A 14,559-nucleotide genomic window follows, 5' to 3' on the forward strand; every position below is an offset into this window, starting at 1 on the left:
CCGCTCAAGTCCCTGTCAAATTGACCGGACCGGCTCGACTTTCCAAGAATTAAGCCGCGCCCCCTTTCGGAGACAACCCCTCTAACTTACCAGCCGATCCGAAGTGGTGCGAAACCAGCGACGGACGACCGCGAAGGTAGTGGGATTTGCCGGGCATCTCCGAGGCTCTGAGGAGCCTCTCGATCGCCCTGCGGGAAGTAACTCTAGCAGCCTGCACCGCGTACTCGGGCCGACTCAGGTAATCAGGAGGTTCTTCCCTTCCCACCAGACACTCAAACCTCGGCAACGAGCTGCCCAGCCGGCACCATGGGGCAAGCCGACCGCAAGTCATCCGCAATCGCTCCCAGGTACGAAGTAGGTCACGAGCATGCTGCGCTCACGGAGGGGTGACCGCTATGACCCGGTCGGAGTTCGACGACATCCGCGCGTTCCTCGCCGACGAGGCGACCCACGCTGATGACCTGCTGCGGATCGCCAGGACTCTGATCGACGACCTGGAGCACGCCCAGCTGCGCGAGGCCGTGCTGCGTACGCACTATCTGCGGCTGCTGACGGCGGCGCGGGCGACGGTGGCGGCCGACATCGTGGGGTCGCCCGACCCCCTCGGCTTCGTCCGGCACGAGCTGGCCGAGCGGGGGCAGTTGCCGGAGGACGGTGAGGCTGTTCACCGCATCCTCGCCGACGCCCGCGCGGCGGCCGCCCTGCTCGCCTGCTTGGAGAGCCGCGACTGTGAGGGCCCGGCCCGCGAAGGACGGTCTCCCGAGCGACGGTCTCCCGAGCGACGGTCCCCCGAGGGACAAGCACTCCCAGGGCAGTTTCTCCCTGACCGAACGGCGGAGCTTCCGGGCCGGCCGGCACTCGAAGCGCAGGCAGTGGAGGGCCAGGCGGTGGAAGGCCAGGCGGTGGAAGGCCAGGCCCAGGAGAGGGACGGACTGGAGGCGCGGGCACCGGAGGGCGAGTGGCTCATGGAGGGGCCGACGTTCACCGGGCAGGGCTTCGAGTGCCAGGACGTCCAGCTCGTGCAGGATCCGCAGCTCCCCCAGGAGGGCGACGTGACGAGCCAGAGCCCGCCACGCTCCCGCGCCCCGCGGATGCGGAGCTGCATCGGCACCGCGCGCATCCTCCCCCGCTGAAGCGACCGGTTCGCCTCACCGCGGCGACGGTCCTGTTCAGAGGAGGGGCCATCCAGCCCCTCTGATGCGACCATCCGACCTCGGTTGAGATGGTCAACCGGCCTTTCTGATCTGAGGCGACCGTCCCGCCCAAGGGGCGACCGTCCTACCTAGGGGCGACTGTCCTGAGAGGCGGGCCATCCACCTCTCCGAAACGACCATCCGAACCCGGCTGAGGTCGCCATCGTGTTCGGCTGCGACGGCCGTCCCGTGTCGCCCTGAGGGACGCCGGTCAGGCGCTGACATGATGACAACTCCGGGCATACCCGCCCTTGGTCGACCGCCTGTAAGACTCCGCATATGTGGCAGCGGGGGCTGAATTGGGTGGCAGTCGGCTTGGTCGGGCTATTCGGCCTGATGTGGGTCGGCATCGTGATTTATGCGGATCAAGGGTCGCCCGGCTGGATGCGCGGCGTCCAGATCGTCTTCGGGGTGTTCCTGCTCGGCTGGGCCGTGCGCAAGACGTATCTCATGGTCAGCCACGCAACCCCGGAAACGAAGAAGTCCCCGGCCTCCGGATGATCCGGTGGCCGGGGACTTCAATCTTGGTAGCGGGGACAGGATTTGAACCTGCGACCTCTGGGTTATGAGCCCAGCGAGCTACCGAACTGCTCCACCCCGCGTCGGTGTGTCTGCACTTACTCTACAGGCCCCGGAGGAGTGCTTTGACCACCGAGGTGGTCCGTTCACACGAATGCCCGGTCTCCGTTTCCGGATCCCGGGCCTTCGGCCTGGTAGCGGGGGCAGGATTTGAACCTGCGACCTCTGGGTTATGAGCCCAGCGAGCTACCGAACTGCTCCACCCCGCGTCGTCGTGCTTATGAAGGCTACCGGGCGACGCGGGGCGGACGCAAACTGAATGGCGCTAACCGGTCGGCGTGGCCGACGGTGGCGCGCTGGGCGCGGCCGGCGGCGAGCCTGTCGGTGTGGCGGACGGTGACGCCGACGGGGACGCCGACGGGGAGCCTGACGGCGTCGGTGACGGCGAGGACTGCGGCTGGGCGTTCGCGCCCTTCAGCGCCTCCAGCGCCTCCTCCAGCCGCTTCTGGGCGTCGCCGTAGGCGTCCCAGTCGGGCGGGCTGGCCTGCAGCGCCTTCTGGGCGTCGGAGTAGGCCTTCTGGGCGTTGGAAATCGCGGTGTTGAGCGCCGTGCTCGCCTGGTCGGGCTGAGCCTGCTGCTGCTCGTCCGTCTGTTCCTGCTCTTGCTGCTGCTGTTGCTGCTGCTCGCTTCCGAAGACCTCTTGCAGGGCCTCCTCGAGCGTGCGGGCCACACCGATCTTGCTGCCGAACGACACCAGGATGCGCTGCAGGATCGGGTACGGCTCCTGCCCTCCGCCCGCGGCCACCTGGATGTAGACCGGCTCGATGTAGACCAGCCCGCCCGCGTAAGGGAGCGTCAGCAGGTTGCCGTAACGGACCGACGAGGCGCCGACGCCCAGCAGGTTGAGCTCACCCGCGAAGCGGCTCTGGAAGGCGTTCTGTGCCTGTCCTGGGCCGGGGATCGGGGTGCTGGACGGCATGCGCAGGATGCGCATCCGGCCGTATTCGCCGCTCGCCGACGAGTCGACGGCCATGAACGCCGCCAGGTTCGGACCCTGACGCGGCACGAACGTGGTGGTCAGCGAGAACGTCGGCTGGCCGCCCGGCATCGTGGTGGTCAGGTAGTAGGGCGGCTGCTTGATGTTCTTCTCGCCCTGTGTCGGGTCGTTGGGGACGTTCCAGAAGTCCTGGCCGCTGTAGAAGGCGGCCGGGTCGGTGATGTGGTAGCGCGACAGCGTGTAGCGCTGCACCTTGAACAGGTCTTCCGGGTAGCGCACGTGCTGCTTCAGCTCGGCGCTCATCTCCGAGGCCGGGCGGATCGTGCCGGGGAAGGCGTTGCTCCAGGTCTTGAGCAGCGGGTCGTTGCTGTCCCACGCGTAGAGTTTGACCGTGCCGTCGTAGGCGTCGACCGTGGCCTTGACGGAGTTGCGGATGTAGTTGATGCGGTCGCTCGGCTGCTGGGCGATGACGCGCCGGTCGGTCGAGGTGTCGCGCGTCATCTCGCCGAGGCTCTCGCTCTGCGAGTACGGGTAGTCGTTGCTCGTCGTGTAGCCGTCGACGATCCACTGCACCCGACCCTCGATGATCGCCGGGTAGGCGTTGCCGTCGAGCGTGAGGTAGGGCGCGACCTTCTGGACCCTGTCGCGCGGGTTGCGGACGTACAGGATCTTGGAGTTGTCGTTGACGTCGCCGGACAGGACGATGTTCGCCTCGCCGTACTTGGCGGCGTAGAGGAGCCGGTTGAGGAACGAGCCGACGGGGACGCCGCCCCGGCCGGTGTAGGTCGTGTTCTTCTGCCCGGTGCCGCCCGTCTCCGGGTAGTCGAGCTCCTGCGGCGCGTTGGGGTTGCCGCCGGCGATGACGTATTCGGCCGAGGCCGGGTCTTCGCCGTAGTAGATGCGCGACTCCTTGAGCTGGGTGCTGTTGACCAGCGGGCCCGTGACCGGCATGTCCTTGGCGTCGTAGTCGGGCAGGCCGCTGCTGTCGACCTTGTTGCCCGGCGCGGCGACGAAGCCGTAGCCGTGGGTGTAGACGAGGTGCTGGTTGATCCAGTTGTTCTGCCCCTCGGGCGGCCCGTCGAGCTCGCGGACGCCGACGATGTGGTCGATCAGCTTGCCCGAGCTGTCGGGGTAGCGGTCGACGTCGAGCGGGTCGGCGAAGCTGTAGAAGCCCCTGATGCGCTGGGTCTGCTCGTAGGTCGAGGAGACCAGGGACGGGTCGAGCAGGCGCACGCCGGAGACGGAGGTGTCGCCGTTGGCCTGGACCTTGGTCGGGTCGGCCTGCGCGTTGTACGTCTCGACTTCTGTCTTGTCGACGTTGTACGCCTCGCGGGTCGCCTCGATGTTGCGCCCGATGTAGGGCGACTCCTTGCCCTGCTGGTTGGGCTTGACCTGGAACTGCTCGACCAGCGCCGGGTAGACGCCGCCGATGAGGATGGCCGAGAGCACGAGCAGGCCGAAGGAGACGCCGGGCAGCATGCCGCCCGGACGCACCACGCCGGCGAAGAAGAGCGCGGCGCAGATCAGCGCGATGATCGCGAGGATGGTCTTGGCCGGCAGGACGGCGTTGACGTCGGTGTAGGAGGCGCCGTGGACGAAGCCCCGGTCGGAGAAGACGAGTCCGTACCGGTCGAGCCAGTAGGCCACGGCCTTGAGCAGCACGAAGACGCCCAGCAGCACCGACAGGTGGACGCGGGCCGCGCGGGAGGCGTGGACGCCGGGCGACTGCAGGCGGAAGCCGCCGTACAGGTAGTGCGTGATCGTCGCCAGCACGATCGAGATGATCACGGCGGTGAACAGGAAGTTCAGCACCATCCGGATGAACGGGTAGTCGAACATGAAGAACGAGATGTCCATCCCGAACAACTTGTCCGTCTTGCCGAACGACTCCCCGTTGATGAACTGCAGCCACGTCTGCCACTGGCCCGAGAAGGACGAGCCGGAGAAGAGGGCGAGCAGCGCCATGCCGACGATGAAGATCAGCTTGCGGTGGGGGTCGAGCGCCATGCGGTAGCGGTCGGCTCCGCTGGCGCCGCCGAACATCGCCGGGCCGAACATGGGCCGGGTGCGGAAGGCGAGCAACATGTTGCCGCCCGCGATGGCGACCATGAGCACCGCTCCGACCAGGAACAGCACGATCTGGGTCAGCACCACACCGCTGAAGACCGTCGTGAATCCGGTCGCGTCGAACCACAGATAGTCGGTATAGATGCCGGAGAACAGGAAGAAGAATGCCACGATCGCCACGAGGGCGATCGCCACAGGCAGAAGCAGTCGCGGTCGGCGGGGCAAGCGCATCGCCCTGCCGGCTCCTGGGGTCCGGAAGCTCAAGGCCAACCCCTCGTCGTAATGAAGAAACGGTCCGTGTCTGGCAACCTACACCGCAGGGCCAGCCGTACGGCTAACGCACGGCGAGCGCCAGAAGTTTCATCCGGCCTCGCACGCGGGCACGTCACCCTTGCCGGTGCGCAGCGCGTCGAGCGCCGCCACCGCGCTGTGCAACGTGTCGGCCCTGACCAGCCGCAGCCCGTCAGGAACGCTTTTGAGCGCCTCTGCGCAGTTGCCGGCCGGGGTCAGGAAGACCGTGGCGCCTGAGTCCTTGGCGCCGACCATCTTCTGCGCGATGCCGCCGATCGCGCCGACCTCGCCGGCCGGGGTGATGGTGCCGGTGCCGGCGATCTGCTTGCCGCCGGTCAGCTCTCCAGGGGTGAGCTTGTCGAGGATGCCGAGCGAGAACATCAGCCCGGCGCTCGGCCCGCCCACGTCGCCCACGTTGATGTCGACGTCGAACGGGAACTTGTACTGCGCCTGCATCATGACGCCGACCACGGTCTGTGCCTTGGGACCCGCGACGGTCTGCACGGTGACGTCGAGCTTCTGTGCGCCTCTGGTGACGTTGAAGGTGACGCTCTCGCCCGGCTTGTGTGCCTTGACCGCGTCGGCGACGGCGGTGACGTCTTTCGTCTCCTTGCCGTCGACGGAGTTGATCTCGTCGCCCTTCATCAGCTTGCCGTCGGCGGGCCTGCCCTTCTCGGTGGAGACCACGCCCACGACCATCGCGTAGGCGACCTTCAGCTCGTTGAGCGCGGCGGCGGTGGCGGAGTCTTGGGAGTTGGTCATCTCGACGGTGTTCTCCTCCTCGACCTCCTGCGCGGTGCGGTCGGGAGCGAAGATCGTCTCCTGCGGGACCACCGCGACGGTCGGGTCGAGCCAGCCGCGCAGCGCCGTCAGCAGGTCGATCTTGGCGGCGGGGCCGCCCTGGTAGGCGACCGTGACCAGTTGCAGCGAGCCGCTGGTGGGGTAGGTCTGCCTGCCCTTGATCGCGATGACGGGCTTTTTGTTCACCTCGCCGATCGTGTTCTCCGTCGGGCCGGGGCTCAGCACGACGTACGGGACCGGCTGGAACGCGCCCGCCACGCCGAGCGCGAGCACGAGGAATCCCGCGAGCAGGAGCGTCAGGGCGCGTCGAGACATGTCTTCGAGCTTATTCGCCGGCGCCGACCCACTCGGTCTCGCCGTCGGCGAACGCCTGATGTTTCCAGATGGGGACGCGGGCCTTGAGGTCGTCGATGAGCCGCCGCGCGGCCTTGAACGCCTCGTCGCGGTGGGGCGCGGCGACCGCGACGATCACCGCGATGTCGCCGAGCGCGAGGTCGCCCACCCGGTGGACGGCGGCCACGGCGGTCACCGGGAAGTCGGCGGCGACCTTTTCGGCCACCTGGCGCAGCTCGGCCTCCGCCGAGGGGTGGGCGGAGTAGGCGAGCCCGGTCACCGGCTTGCCGTGGTCTTGCTCACGCACGGTGCCGAGGAACAAGGCGGTGCCGCCCGCGGCGTGGTCGCGCACGGCGGCCAGCACCTCGTCGACCGAGAGCGGGGTCTCACGTATGCCGAGCAAGCGGATGACGTCCACGGAAAGAGCCTAACCGTTACGAGCGACGCTTCTTACGTACCTGACGGACGATCGCGGCGGTGCCGATGACGGCGACGGTGGCGCCGGCGGCGGTGAGCGTGGCCTCCTTGACGGGCAGGCGGCGCCCGACCACGGTCGTACGGTTCTCGCGCAGCTCCAGGAGCTGCTCGAACGCGGCCTCGTTCGTCCATTGGGGCTTCCAGCCGGCCTCGCGCAGCGCGGCGCAGTCGACGACCCACGGATAGACGACGTAGTGCAGGTCGGTGGCGGGCGCCGGGGTGACGCCGAGGCGGTGGAGGCGCTGCGCGGTGCCGAACGTCAGGCCGGCGGGCAGCTCAAGGCTCCTGATGCCCGAGAGCTCCTCGATCTGATCGTGCTCCAGCCAGCCGTCGCTGCCGACCGCGACCACGCCGCTGACCAGGCCGCGGGCGGCCAGTTCGAGGGCGGAGACAAGGTCGTCGATGTGGCAGAACTGCCAATGGGGGTGGCAGCCCTTGACCGTGAGCAGCCTGGGCGACTCGAAGTGGCGGGTGATCACGGTGTCGACGCCCGGGCCGACGACGGCCGCGGGGCGCAGCACGGTGATCTCCAGGCCGGGGTGGCTGCGCAGCGATCTGCGTACGAGGGACTCGATCTCCAGGAAGTCGCCCACCACGCCGGTGTCGGGCTCGGCGGCCACGGGAGCGTCTTCCGGCAGCGGCACCTCGTTGTCGGGTGCGGCGCCGTACACCATCGCGCTGGTGACCAGCACGACCTTGCGCACGCGTGCGGCGGCGCAGGCGGTGAGCACGGTCTGCGCGGCACGCAGGTTGTACGCGCGCCGCTCCCCCGGGTCGGAGTCGACGGCGTAGTCACCGGCGAGATGGACCAGGACGTCGATGTCGGAGATCCGGTTCGCCAAGAGCGGATCTCGTACGTCGATCACTCTCCACGTGGCCTCCTGGATGTCGCCGCGCTGCTCGTCGATGGCCACCACTCTGCGGAAATCCGCGGCGGATACGAGCCTCGCGAGCAGCTCGCGGCCCAGGCCGGAGGCCGCCCCTGTGACGGCGACGACGGGTTGGCGCGAGCGTTTCGAGGTTGGCACCAGGTCCTCACTTTGCACTGATCCGCCGTAGGACGACTAACGTGGCGGATGTGGACTCCTCCATCCTGCACGAGGTAGAGCGGTGACTGACCTGCCAGGTCGCGAAAACGACCCCAACGAGAACCCGTTCGCCATGTTCGGCAACCCTGAGCAGATGGCTCAGGCGATGCGCCAGTTCGCCGACATGTTGTCGGCGCCCCAGGGTTCAGGCCCTGTCAACTGGGACATGGCCAAGAACATCGCCAGGCACTCCGTGGTGGCCCAGGGCGACCCGAGTGTCATGGAAGGCGAGCGCCGCCAGATCGTCGAGGCGCTCAGCCTGGCCGACCTGTGGCTCAACGAGGCGACGACGCTGCCGAGCGGCGTGACGACGCCGCAGGCCTGGAGCCGGTCCGAATGGATCGAGAACACGATCCCGATCTGGCGCAAGCTGTGCGAGCCGATCGCCGAACGCATGGTCGAGACCATGGGCGGCGCGCTCGGCGGCTCCGGCCTGCCCCCTGAGGCCCAGCAGATGGCGGGGCCGCTGATGGGCATGCTGAAGCAGATGGGCGGCATGATGGTCGGCCAGCAGATCGGGCAGGCGATCGGGTCGCTGGCGCGCGAGGTGATCGGCACCACCGACATCGGTCTTCCCCTGTCCGACACGGCGGCGCTGCTGCCCGGCGGCATCGCGTCCTTCAGCGAGGGCCTCGAGATCCCGTCCGACGAGATCCGGCTCTATCTGGCGCTGCGCGAGGCCGCGCATCACCGGTTGTTCCAGCACGTCCCGTGGCTGCGCTCGCATCTGCTCGGCGCGGTCGAGGAATACGCCAGGGGCATCACGGTCGACACCTCCGCGCTCGAAGAGCAGATCCGCGGGCTCGACATCAACAACCCGCAGGCCATCCAGGAGGCGCTGAGCGGGGGCAACCTGCTCAAGCCCGAGGAGACCGAGCGGCAGAAGGCCGCGCTCGCGCGCCTTGAGACGACGCTCGCGCTGGTCGAGGGGTGGGTGGCCACCGTGGTCGACCGCGCGGCGCAGGGCAAGCTGCCCTCCGCGGTGGCGCTGGCCGAGACCGTGCGCAGGCGCCGGGCCACCGGCGGGCCCGCCGAGCTGACGTTCGGCACGCTGGTGGGTCTGGAGTTGCGGCCGCGGCGGCTGCGCGAGGCCGCGGCGCTGTGGCAGGCGCTGGAGAACGCGCGCGGCGTCGACGGGCGCGACGCGCTGTGGAGCCACCCCGACCTGATGCCGACGGCCGAGGACCTCGACGACCCCGACGCGTTCGTACGCGGTGAGGCCACCTGGGACATCTCCCAGCTCGAGGCCAAGCCCGGCGACGACGAGGGCGAGGAAGGCAAGCGTTGACCCTGCACGCCGACGCGGTGGCGGTGCTGTCCTCCTGGGCCGCGCCGACGCCCGATGAAGAGGCGCTGCGCCTGGAGTTCCTCGATCACCTGCGCGCTCACGACGACGCGATGCTGCGCGAATGCGTGCCGGGGCATCTGACGGCGACGACGGCGGTGCTGTCGCACGACGGGTCCCAGGTGCTGCTCACGCTGCATCCCAAGGCCAAGATGTGGCTGCCGATGGGCGGCCATTGTGAGACATCCGACACTTCGCTGGCGGAGGTGGCGTTGCGGGAGGCGTGGGAGGAGTCCGGCATCACCGGCCTTCGCCTGCTGCCCGGGCCGCTCGCGGTCGACCGGCACCTGGTGTGGTGCCATCCGCCGCACAGCTGGCATCTCGACGTCGAATACGCCGCGGTGGCGCCGCCCGACGCCACGACCGTGATCAGTGACGAGTCGCTCGACCTGCGGTGGTTCCCGGTCGACGAGATCCCCGAGCCGTCCGACGAGGCCACCAGGCGGCTGGCCGCACGCGGACGTGAGGCGCTCAGCTCAAGCTCACGCGCGCTTGGCTAGAGTCCTTTTGCGTCGTTCCAAAGGGGGGCTCGCATGGAGGGTTCGGCCGTCGGCGGCACGATCGTGACGCCGGTTCGCAAACGTCGCAAGATGCCTCGCACGGCGCTGACCTGGGTGGCCGTGACCCCGTTCGCCGCGTGGGCGGTGGCCAGGGTGGCCGGTCTCGAACGCGGGTCGCTGCCGACGCAGCTCATGACGGCGACGCCGTACGCGGCGGCCGGTTCGCTGCTCCCCCTCCTCATCGCGGCGCTCGGACGCAGGCGCGCCGCGACCGTCGTCGCGCTGCTCGCGACGACGGCGCTCGGCTTCAGCGTGCTGCCCAGGGCGCTCGGCACCGCCGACGCGGCCAAGGGCAGGCCGTTGCAGGTGATGACGGTCAACATGCTGTTCGGCAAGGCCGACGTGGGGACGATTCTGCAGCTCGTACGCGAGTTCAGGCCCGACGTGCTGAGCACCCAGGAGCTGACTCCCGGAGCGGTCGCCGACCTCGACGCGGCCGGTTTGAAGGAGCTCATGCCGTACCGCGTGCTGGAGGACGAGTGGAACGCCAGTGGCAGCGGGCTGTTCTCCCGGCATCCGATGGAGCCGCTCACGAGCTGGAGCGCGCCGGCCGGGCACCACATGCCGGCGGCGACGATCGCGCTGCCCGGGGGCGAGCCGATCGAGTTCATCGACGCGCATCCGTTCCCGCCGCTCGGGCCGCAGGTCGCCGACTGGAAGCGGGCCCTTGAGTCCTTCCCGTCCGCCTCGCCCGACCGGATCAGGATCATCGCGGGCGACTTCAACGCCTCGCTCGACCACTCCTCCATGCGCCGGCTGCTCGCGCGCGGCTACAAGGACGCCGCCGACGAGGTCGGGGCCGGGCTGATCCCCACGTGGCCGGCCAACAAGAAGGTGCCGCCGCTCATCACCATCGACCACGTGCTGGTCGATCGGCGGGTGGGGGTGCAGGAGGTGAGCGTGCGTGACGTGCCGCGCACCGATCACCGCGCCGTGCTGGCCCGGCTCACCGTGCCGTGATCAGGGCTCTGGTGCTCTCCCAGCCCTCAAGGCCGGGGTCGAGGCGGGCGAGGTCGTGCGGGGTGCGCAGGCGGTGCCAGCCCGGGGTGGTCGCCACCCTGCGGGGGCCGGGGGCCTGCGCGCGCAGGTCTTTGACGACGTCGTACGCGTCGAGGTCGGGCTCGGCCCACTCCGGCGCGGGCAGGGCGCAGGCCATGGCGACGGCTCCGCCGTTCTCCGCGGGGCAGATCGTGATCTCGGCCCGGCCCAGCTCCCTGAACAGCTTGCCCACCAGCAGGGGCGGCAGGTCGGGCGCGTCGGCGCAGATCACCGCCGCCTGATCGGCCTTGAGACGGGCGAGGGTGGTTCTCAGCGGTTCGCCCTCAGCGATCGTGATCACCTCGGTGCCCGGCCAGACGATGTCGTCGAGGCCGGGGACGCTGGTGGCGAGCACGGGGGTGACGAGGTCGAGGCCGGCGGCCATCTCGTACGTGTCCTCGGCCACCGCCTCGAGGAACCGCGCGGGATCGACGCCTTCGGGCGCCGCGTCCGCCATGTGCCGATGAACCAGGACCGCGACGATGCGCGTCAACACTCCTCCGGTGCGGTGTGGGCCGCGGCGGAGAATCCCTCAAGGAACCCGCGGGCCCGCTCCGCCTTCGGATACTGTTCTACCAGCGCCCAGAACCTGGGCCCGTGGCTGGGCACCAGCAGGTGCACCAGCTCGTGGATGATCACATAGTTGATGACCCACTCGGGCAGGCCCTTGAGCCTGGTGGAGATCCGGATCGTCCCGGTCTCGGGGGTGCACGAGCCCCAGCGGTGCTGCTGGTTGTCCACCCAGCGCACGCTCACGGGGTCGGGCTCGCCGTCCAGATATCTGGCCGACAGCTCCTTGGCCCGCTCGAGCAGAGCCTCGTCGGTCGGCCTTCGACGTCGTTCTTTCGCGGCCAGCCGATCCAGCATGCGGCTCACCCATTCATCCGCGTCTTCACCGCTCAGCCAGGCGGGCAGGAGCACGATCGTCTTGTCGCCGTCGCGGTAGGCGGAAACCGTACGCCGGCGACGAGAACTGCGACGAACCTCGACTGTCTCGGGGGGCACATATGCACGTTAGCCGAGACTGACGAAATTCCACAGAGGGTGGACCATGTTTCTGCTGGTCAGATGATTAAGAGCCGGTGAATTTGGGCATGCGCCTTTCCCGATGGGCGGTCAGGCCCTCGATCATGTCGGCGGAGGCCATGGTCACGGGCTGGGCCAGGGATTCCCACATCAGCGCGGCTTCCAGGTCTTGATGGCCTTGGTTGAGGGCTACTTTGGTGAGGCGCGTGGCAATGGGGGCGTTCTGGGCGATCTTCCGGGCGATGGCCTCCGTTTCCGACATTAGATGATTTTTCGGGAAAGATTGATTCACTAGTCCTTTACCGGATGCTTCCTGCCCAGAGACGCTGCGACCGGTCAGCAGCATCTCCGTCGCCAGCCGCGCGCCCGCCCTCCTCGGCAGCAGGTACGTGGCCGCCATGCCCGGGTGCAGGCCCAGCGACGTGAACGGGGCCAGCAGCTTGGCGTCGTCGGCGGCGTACACGAGGTCGCAGGCCAGGGCCACGCACAGCCCCGCACCCACCGCGGGGCCGTTGACGGCGGCGATCGTGGGGATCTCGAGTTCGCTGATCGCCAGCCAGGTGCGGTAGAAGGCGAGCATGCGGTCGCGGAGTTGCGGGACGGCCTCCGTACCGCGCTCGCCGATCCACGACAGGTCACCACCGGATGAGAACGCCGATCCCGCCCCGGTCACGACCAGGCACCGCGCCTGCCGGTCATCGCGCAGCTCCGCCATGACCGCCCGCCACTCGGCCGTCATGGTGTCGGTCATGGCGTTGCGCATGTCGGGGCGGTTGAGGGTGATGAGCACTACTCCGTCGTCTCTGCGATCAACCAAGAGCTCGTTCATGCGGGGAAGCGTAACCCGCCCCACTCCCCCACCCCCGCCGTCCAGCACCTCCGCACTCCACGTCCCACCGACCAGCGCTCCAATGGTCCAGCGCCCTGCGCTCCATCGGACCGACCGTCCAGCCGCTCAGCGGACCGGTGTCCCAGCGCTTCGGCGTATCGGCGCATGTTCCTCGGGCGCGCCGCATCGGCGCTCCTGCGGTCCGGCACTCCGGTGCGTCGGCGCTCCGGCACTCCGGTGCGTCGACGCTTCGGCACTCCCGCCGAAGCAGAGCACTGGCGCCGCCTCGACTCCCCGCCTCCCAGCTCTCCGGCGCTCCTTTCCTTGACCGCTTCGCTGCCTCGCCACCGCGCCGAAGCGTCCTTGTCGTCGTTCATCCACAGGTCACTCGCCATGCGCCTGGTTATCCACAGTCGGGGCCGAAGTCCCTCCTGATCTTGCTCGGCCGTGAAAATCTTCCGGCCATGAGGCCACGTGTGAAGCCCGCCCTCCGACACCTCCTGCGCGACGAGAGCACCCTCCAGCTCGGCACGCATCCGCTCAGAGCGGTGATGCTGAGTGGACTGACCGAGCGGGTGCTCGAGTGGATCGAGAGCCTCGACGGCACGCGGGAGCTGGAGACCGTGCTGGAGGAAGCCGCACTCGCCGGGCTCGACGAGCCGCGCGCCCGGTGCCTGATCGACCATCTCGCCGCGCAGGGCGCGCTCCACGACGCCTCACTCGAGCCCGGTTGCCTCAGCGACCTGCCGCTGGCCCAGCGCGACCGGCTCAGACCCGATCTCGACGCCCTCGACCTCGCATCAACCACCCTTGACGGCATGATGACGACGTTCGAACGCCGCCGCCAAGCTCGCGTACGCGTCTACGGCGCGGGCCGGGTCGGCGCCCAGATCGTCGCCCTCCTGGCGGCCGCCGGCGTGGGCAACATCCGCGTGCTCGACCCGGCGCCCGCCCGGCCGGCCGACCTCACACCAGGCGGGTTGACCTGGGCAGAAGTGGGCCTCCCTCGGGAGGTGGGCGCCGTCGCCGTCGCCCGCCGCCTCACCGCCGGCGACCCACCGCCTCCGTCGCACATCCAGTCCGAGGACCTGGCCCAGCGCATCCCACCCCCTGCCGGGCCCGCCCCCACGACACGCTTCCCACAGGATTCGGCGGTGCGCTGGGGCGGCATCACCCCATCCATCACCGGACACCCAGCCCGCGCCGTGGTCACCCATTCACCCACCCCACCGGCCGCCCGCCCCTCCCCTCAGCGCACCACTCCACCCTCCCCCCGGACAGGCGGCGCTTCTCCGGCGCAGGGAGCAAGCCCGGCGCAGGCGACAGGACGGGAGGAAACCCCAGGTCCCAGGCCTAGGTCTGAGCCTGCAAGCGGGTCCGGATCTCGAGGCAAGAAACCGGCGCGGAGGCCGAAGGGGGTGCCGCGCGTCAGTGCGTACGAGAGCGAGCTGGGTGAGGAGGCATGCCGGCCGACGGTCAATGTGCTCGCCGGAGGGCCGTATCTTGGGGACAAGACCGATCGACCTGACCTCGTCATCCTGGCGCCGGTCACTCCCCTCGACGGGGTGCTGGTCAACGAGCTGATCGACCTCGACATCCCCCATCTTCTGGCATCAGCCTTCGAGGGACACGGCACGGTGGGCCCGCTGGTCCTGCCGGGCATCACGGCGTGCGTGCACTGCCTCGACCTGACCCGGCGCGACCGCGACCCGGAGTGGGGGATGGTCACAGCACAGCTGGGCGGCTATCCGCCGGGCGAGATCGCCTGCGACGTGGCGCTGGCGGGCGTCGTCGCGGCGGGGGCGGTGGGGCACGCGCTGGCGTTCCTCGACGGAAAAACCCCTGCTGTGACCAACGGCACAGTGGAGGTAACGCCTGATTGGCGGTGGATAGGGAGATCGTGGGTGATACACCCGCAATGTCGCTGTATGCGAAACAATCGATATTCGCTAAGAATGGTCATGGCACCCAACCGCGACTGACGTGCTCAAAGGA

At 69.1% G+C, this 14,559-nt stretch carries 13 protein-coding genes and 2 tRNA genes; 6 read left to right on the forward strand and 9 right to left on the reverse strand.

Going from position 1 to position 14,559, the window contains the following annotated elements:
* Positions 1-395: 395 nt before the first annotated feature.
* Both ABZW11_RS34140 and ABZW11_RS34145 read left to right on the forward strand, forming a co-directional pair.
* A complete protein-coding gene (locus ABZW11_RS34140) occupies positions 396-1,133 on the forward strand; it encodes a hypothetical protein (protein WP_355426323.1) in 738 nt (245 codons plus the stop codon).
* 363 nt (positions 1,134-1,496) lie between these two features.
* Positions 1,497-1,694, forward strand: a complete 198-nt coding sequence (locus ABZW11_RS34145; protein WP_355426326.1) for a hypothetical protein — start codon at positions 1,497-1,499, stop codon at positions 1,692-1,694.
* 24 nt (positions 1,695-1,718) lie between these two features.
* Here ABZW11_RS34145 and ABZW11_RS34150 read toward each other — a convergent pair.
* The 6 genes from ABZW11_RS34150 to ABZW11_RS34175 all read right to left on the reverse strand — a co-directional run bounded on the left by ABZW11_RS34150 (position 1,719) and on the right by ABZW11_RS34175 (position 7,709).
* Positions 1,719-1,795: transfer RNA gene (locus ABZW11_RS34150), tRNA-Met, on the reverse strand.
* Between the two features lie 109 nt (positions 1,796-1,904).
* Positions 1,905-1,981, reverse strand: a tRNA-Met gene (locus tag ABZW11_RS34155).
* A gap of 56 nt (positions 1,982-2,037) precedes the next feature.
* Positions 2,038-5,007 (reverse strand): UPF0182 family protein, encoded by a 2,970-nt coding sequence (locus ABZW11_RS34160; RefSeq protein ID WP_355426328.1) that lies wholly within the window; start codon positions 5,005-5,007, stop codon positions 2,038-2,040.
* A 129-nt stretch (positions 5,008-5,136) separates the two neighbouring features.
* Entirely contained in the window at positions 5,137-6,183 is a 1,047-nt protein-coding gene (locus tag ABZW11_RS34165; RefSeq protein WP_355426331.1) for a PDZ domain-containing protein, read from the reverse strand.
* A 10-nt stretch (positions 6,184-6,193) separates the two neighbouring features.
* Positions 6,194-6,619: a molybdenum cofactor biosynthesis protein MoaE gene (locus ABZW11_RS34170; protein WP_355426333.1), complete on the reverse strand. Its 426-nt coding sequence runs from the start codon at positions 6,617-6,619 to the stop codon at positions 6,194-6,196.
* A gap of 16 nt (positions 6,620-6,635) precedes the next feature.
* Positions 6,636-7,709 (reverse strand): NAD-dependent epimerase/dehydratase family protein, encoded by a 1,074-nt coding sequence (locus tag ABZW11_RS34175; RefSeq protein WP_355426481.1) that lies wholly within the window; start codon positions 7,707-7,709, stop codon positions 6,636-6,638.
* 130 nt (positions 7,710-7,839) lie between these two features.
* Between ABZW11_RS34175 and ABZW11_RS34180 the strand changes: the two genes are divergently transcribed.
* From ABZW11_RS34180 to ABZW11_RS34190, 3 genes are read left to right on the forward strand one after another with little or no spacing between them, the layout of a single operon-like run.
* Positions 7,840-9,054 (forward strand): zinc-dependent metalloprotease, encoded by a 1,215-nt coding sequence (locus ABZW11_RS34180; protein WP_355426484.1) that lies wholly within the window; start codon positions 7,840-7,842, stop codon positions 9,052-9,054.
* Complete coding sequence (locus ABZW11_RS34185) at positions 9,051-9,611, forward strand: NUDIX hydrolase (protein ID WP_355426336.1); 561 nt, start codon at positions 9,051-9,053, stop codon at positions 9,609-9,611. Before ABZW11_RS34180 ends, ABZW11_RS34185 begins: the two co-directional genes overlap by 4 nt.
* A 33-nt stretch (positions 9,612-9,644) precedes the next feature.
* Positions 9,645-10,631, forward strand: a complete 987-nt coding sequence (locus ABZW11_RS34190) for an endonuclease/exonuclease/phosphatase family protein (protein WP_355426339.1) — start codon at positions 9,645-9,647, stop codon at positions 10,629-10,631.
* Here the strand turns inward: ABZW11_RS34190 and ABZW11_RS34195 are convergent.
* The 3 genes from ABZW11_RS34195 to ABZW11_RS34205 all read right to left on the reverse strand — a co-directional run bounded on the left by ABZW11_RS34195 (position 10,618) and on the right by ABZW11_RS34205 (position 12,564).
* Positions 10,618-11,202, reverse strand: a complete 585-nt coding sequence (locus ABZW11_RS34195; RefSeq protein ID WP_355426342.1) for a hypothetical protein — start codon at positions 11,200-11,202, stop codon at positions 10,618-10,620. The two genes, ABZW11_RS34190 and ABZW11_RS34195, sit on opposite strands and share 14 nt — an antisense overlap.
* Complete coding sequence (locus ABZW11_RS34200) at positions 11,199-11,714, reverse strand: M48 family metallopeptidase (protein WP_355426345.1); 516 nt, start codon at positions 11,712-11,714, stop codon at positions 11,199-11,201. The genes ABZW11_RS34195 and ABZW11_RS34200 overlap by 4 nt, the downstream gene beginning before the upstream one ends.
* 67 nt (positions 11,715-11,781) lie before the next feature.
* Positions 11,782-12,564 carry an enoyl-CoA hydratase-related protein gene (locus ABZW11_RS34205; RefSeq protein ID WP_355426347.1) on the reverse strand — a complete coding sequence of 261 codons (783 nt, stop codon included), beginning with the start codon at positions 12,562-12,564 and terminating at the stop codon, positions 11,782-11,784.
* 464 nt (positions 12,565-13,028) lie between these two features.
* Here ABZW11_RS34205 and ABZW11_RS34210 point away from each other — a divergent pair, with 464 nt between their 5' ends.
* Positions 13,029-14,546 carry a hypothetical protein gene (locus ABZW11_RS34210; RefSeq protein WP_355426349.1) on the forward strand — a complete coding sequence of 506 codons (1,518 nt, stop codon included), beginning with the start codon at positions 13,029-13,031 and terminating at the stop codon, positions 14,544-14,546.
* The last annotated feature ends 13 nt before the right edge of the window (positions 14,547-14,559 follow it).

The organism is Nonomuraea sp. NPDC004580 (assembly GCF_040609855.1).
Classification (GTDB): domain Bacteria; phylum Actinomycetota; class Actinomycetes; order Streptosporangiales; family Streptosporangiaceae; genus Nonomuraea; species Nonomuraea salmonea.

What these genes read in the sequence shown, in the direction of transcription:
- ABZW11_RS34165 (WP_355426331.1), bottom strand. Translation starts at nt 6,183, where the DNA reads ATGTCTCGACGCGCCCTGACGCTCCTGCTCGCGGGATTCCTCGTGCTC.
- ABZW11_RS34180 (WP_355426484.1), top strand. Translation starts at nt 7,840, where the DNA reads ATGTTCGGCAACCCTGAGCAGATGGCTCAGGCGATGCGCCAGTTCGCC.
- ABZW11_RS34210 (WP_355426349.1), top strand. Translation starts at nt 13,029, where the DNA reads ATGAGGCCACGTGTGAAGCCCGCCCTCCGACACCTCCTGCGCGACGAG.
- ABZW11_RS34205 (WP_355426347.1), bottom strand. Translation starts at nt 12,564, where the DNA reads ATGAACGAGCTCTTGGTTGATCGCAGAGACGACGGAGTAGTGCTCATC.
- ABZW11_RS34190 (WP_355426339.1), top strand. Translation starts at nt 9,645, where the DNA reads ATGGAGGGTTCGGCCGTCGGCGGCACGATCGTGACGCCGGTTCGCAAA.
- ABZW11_RS34140 (WP_355426323.1), top strand. Translation starts at nt 396, where the DNA reads ATGACCCGGTCGGAGTTCGACGACATCCGCGCGTTCCTCGCCGACGAG.
- ABZW11_RS34160 (WP_355426328.1), bottom strand. Translation starts at nt 5,007, where the DNA reads ATGCGCTTGCCCCGCCGACCGCGACTGCTTCTGCCTGTGGCGATCGCC.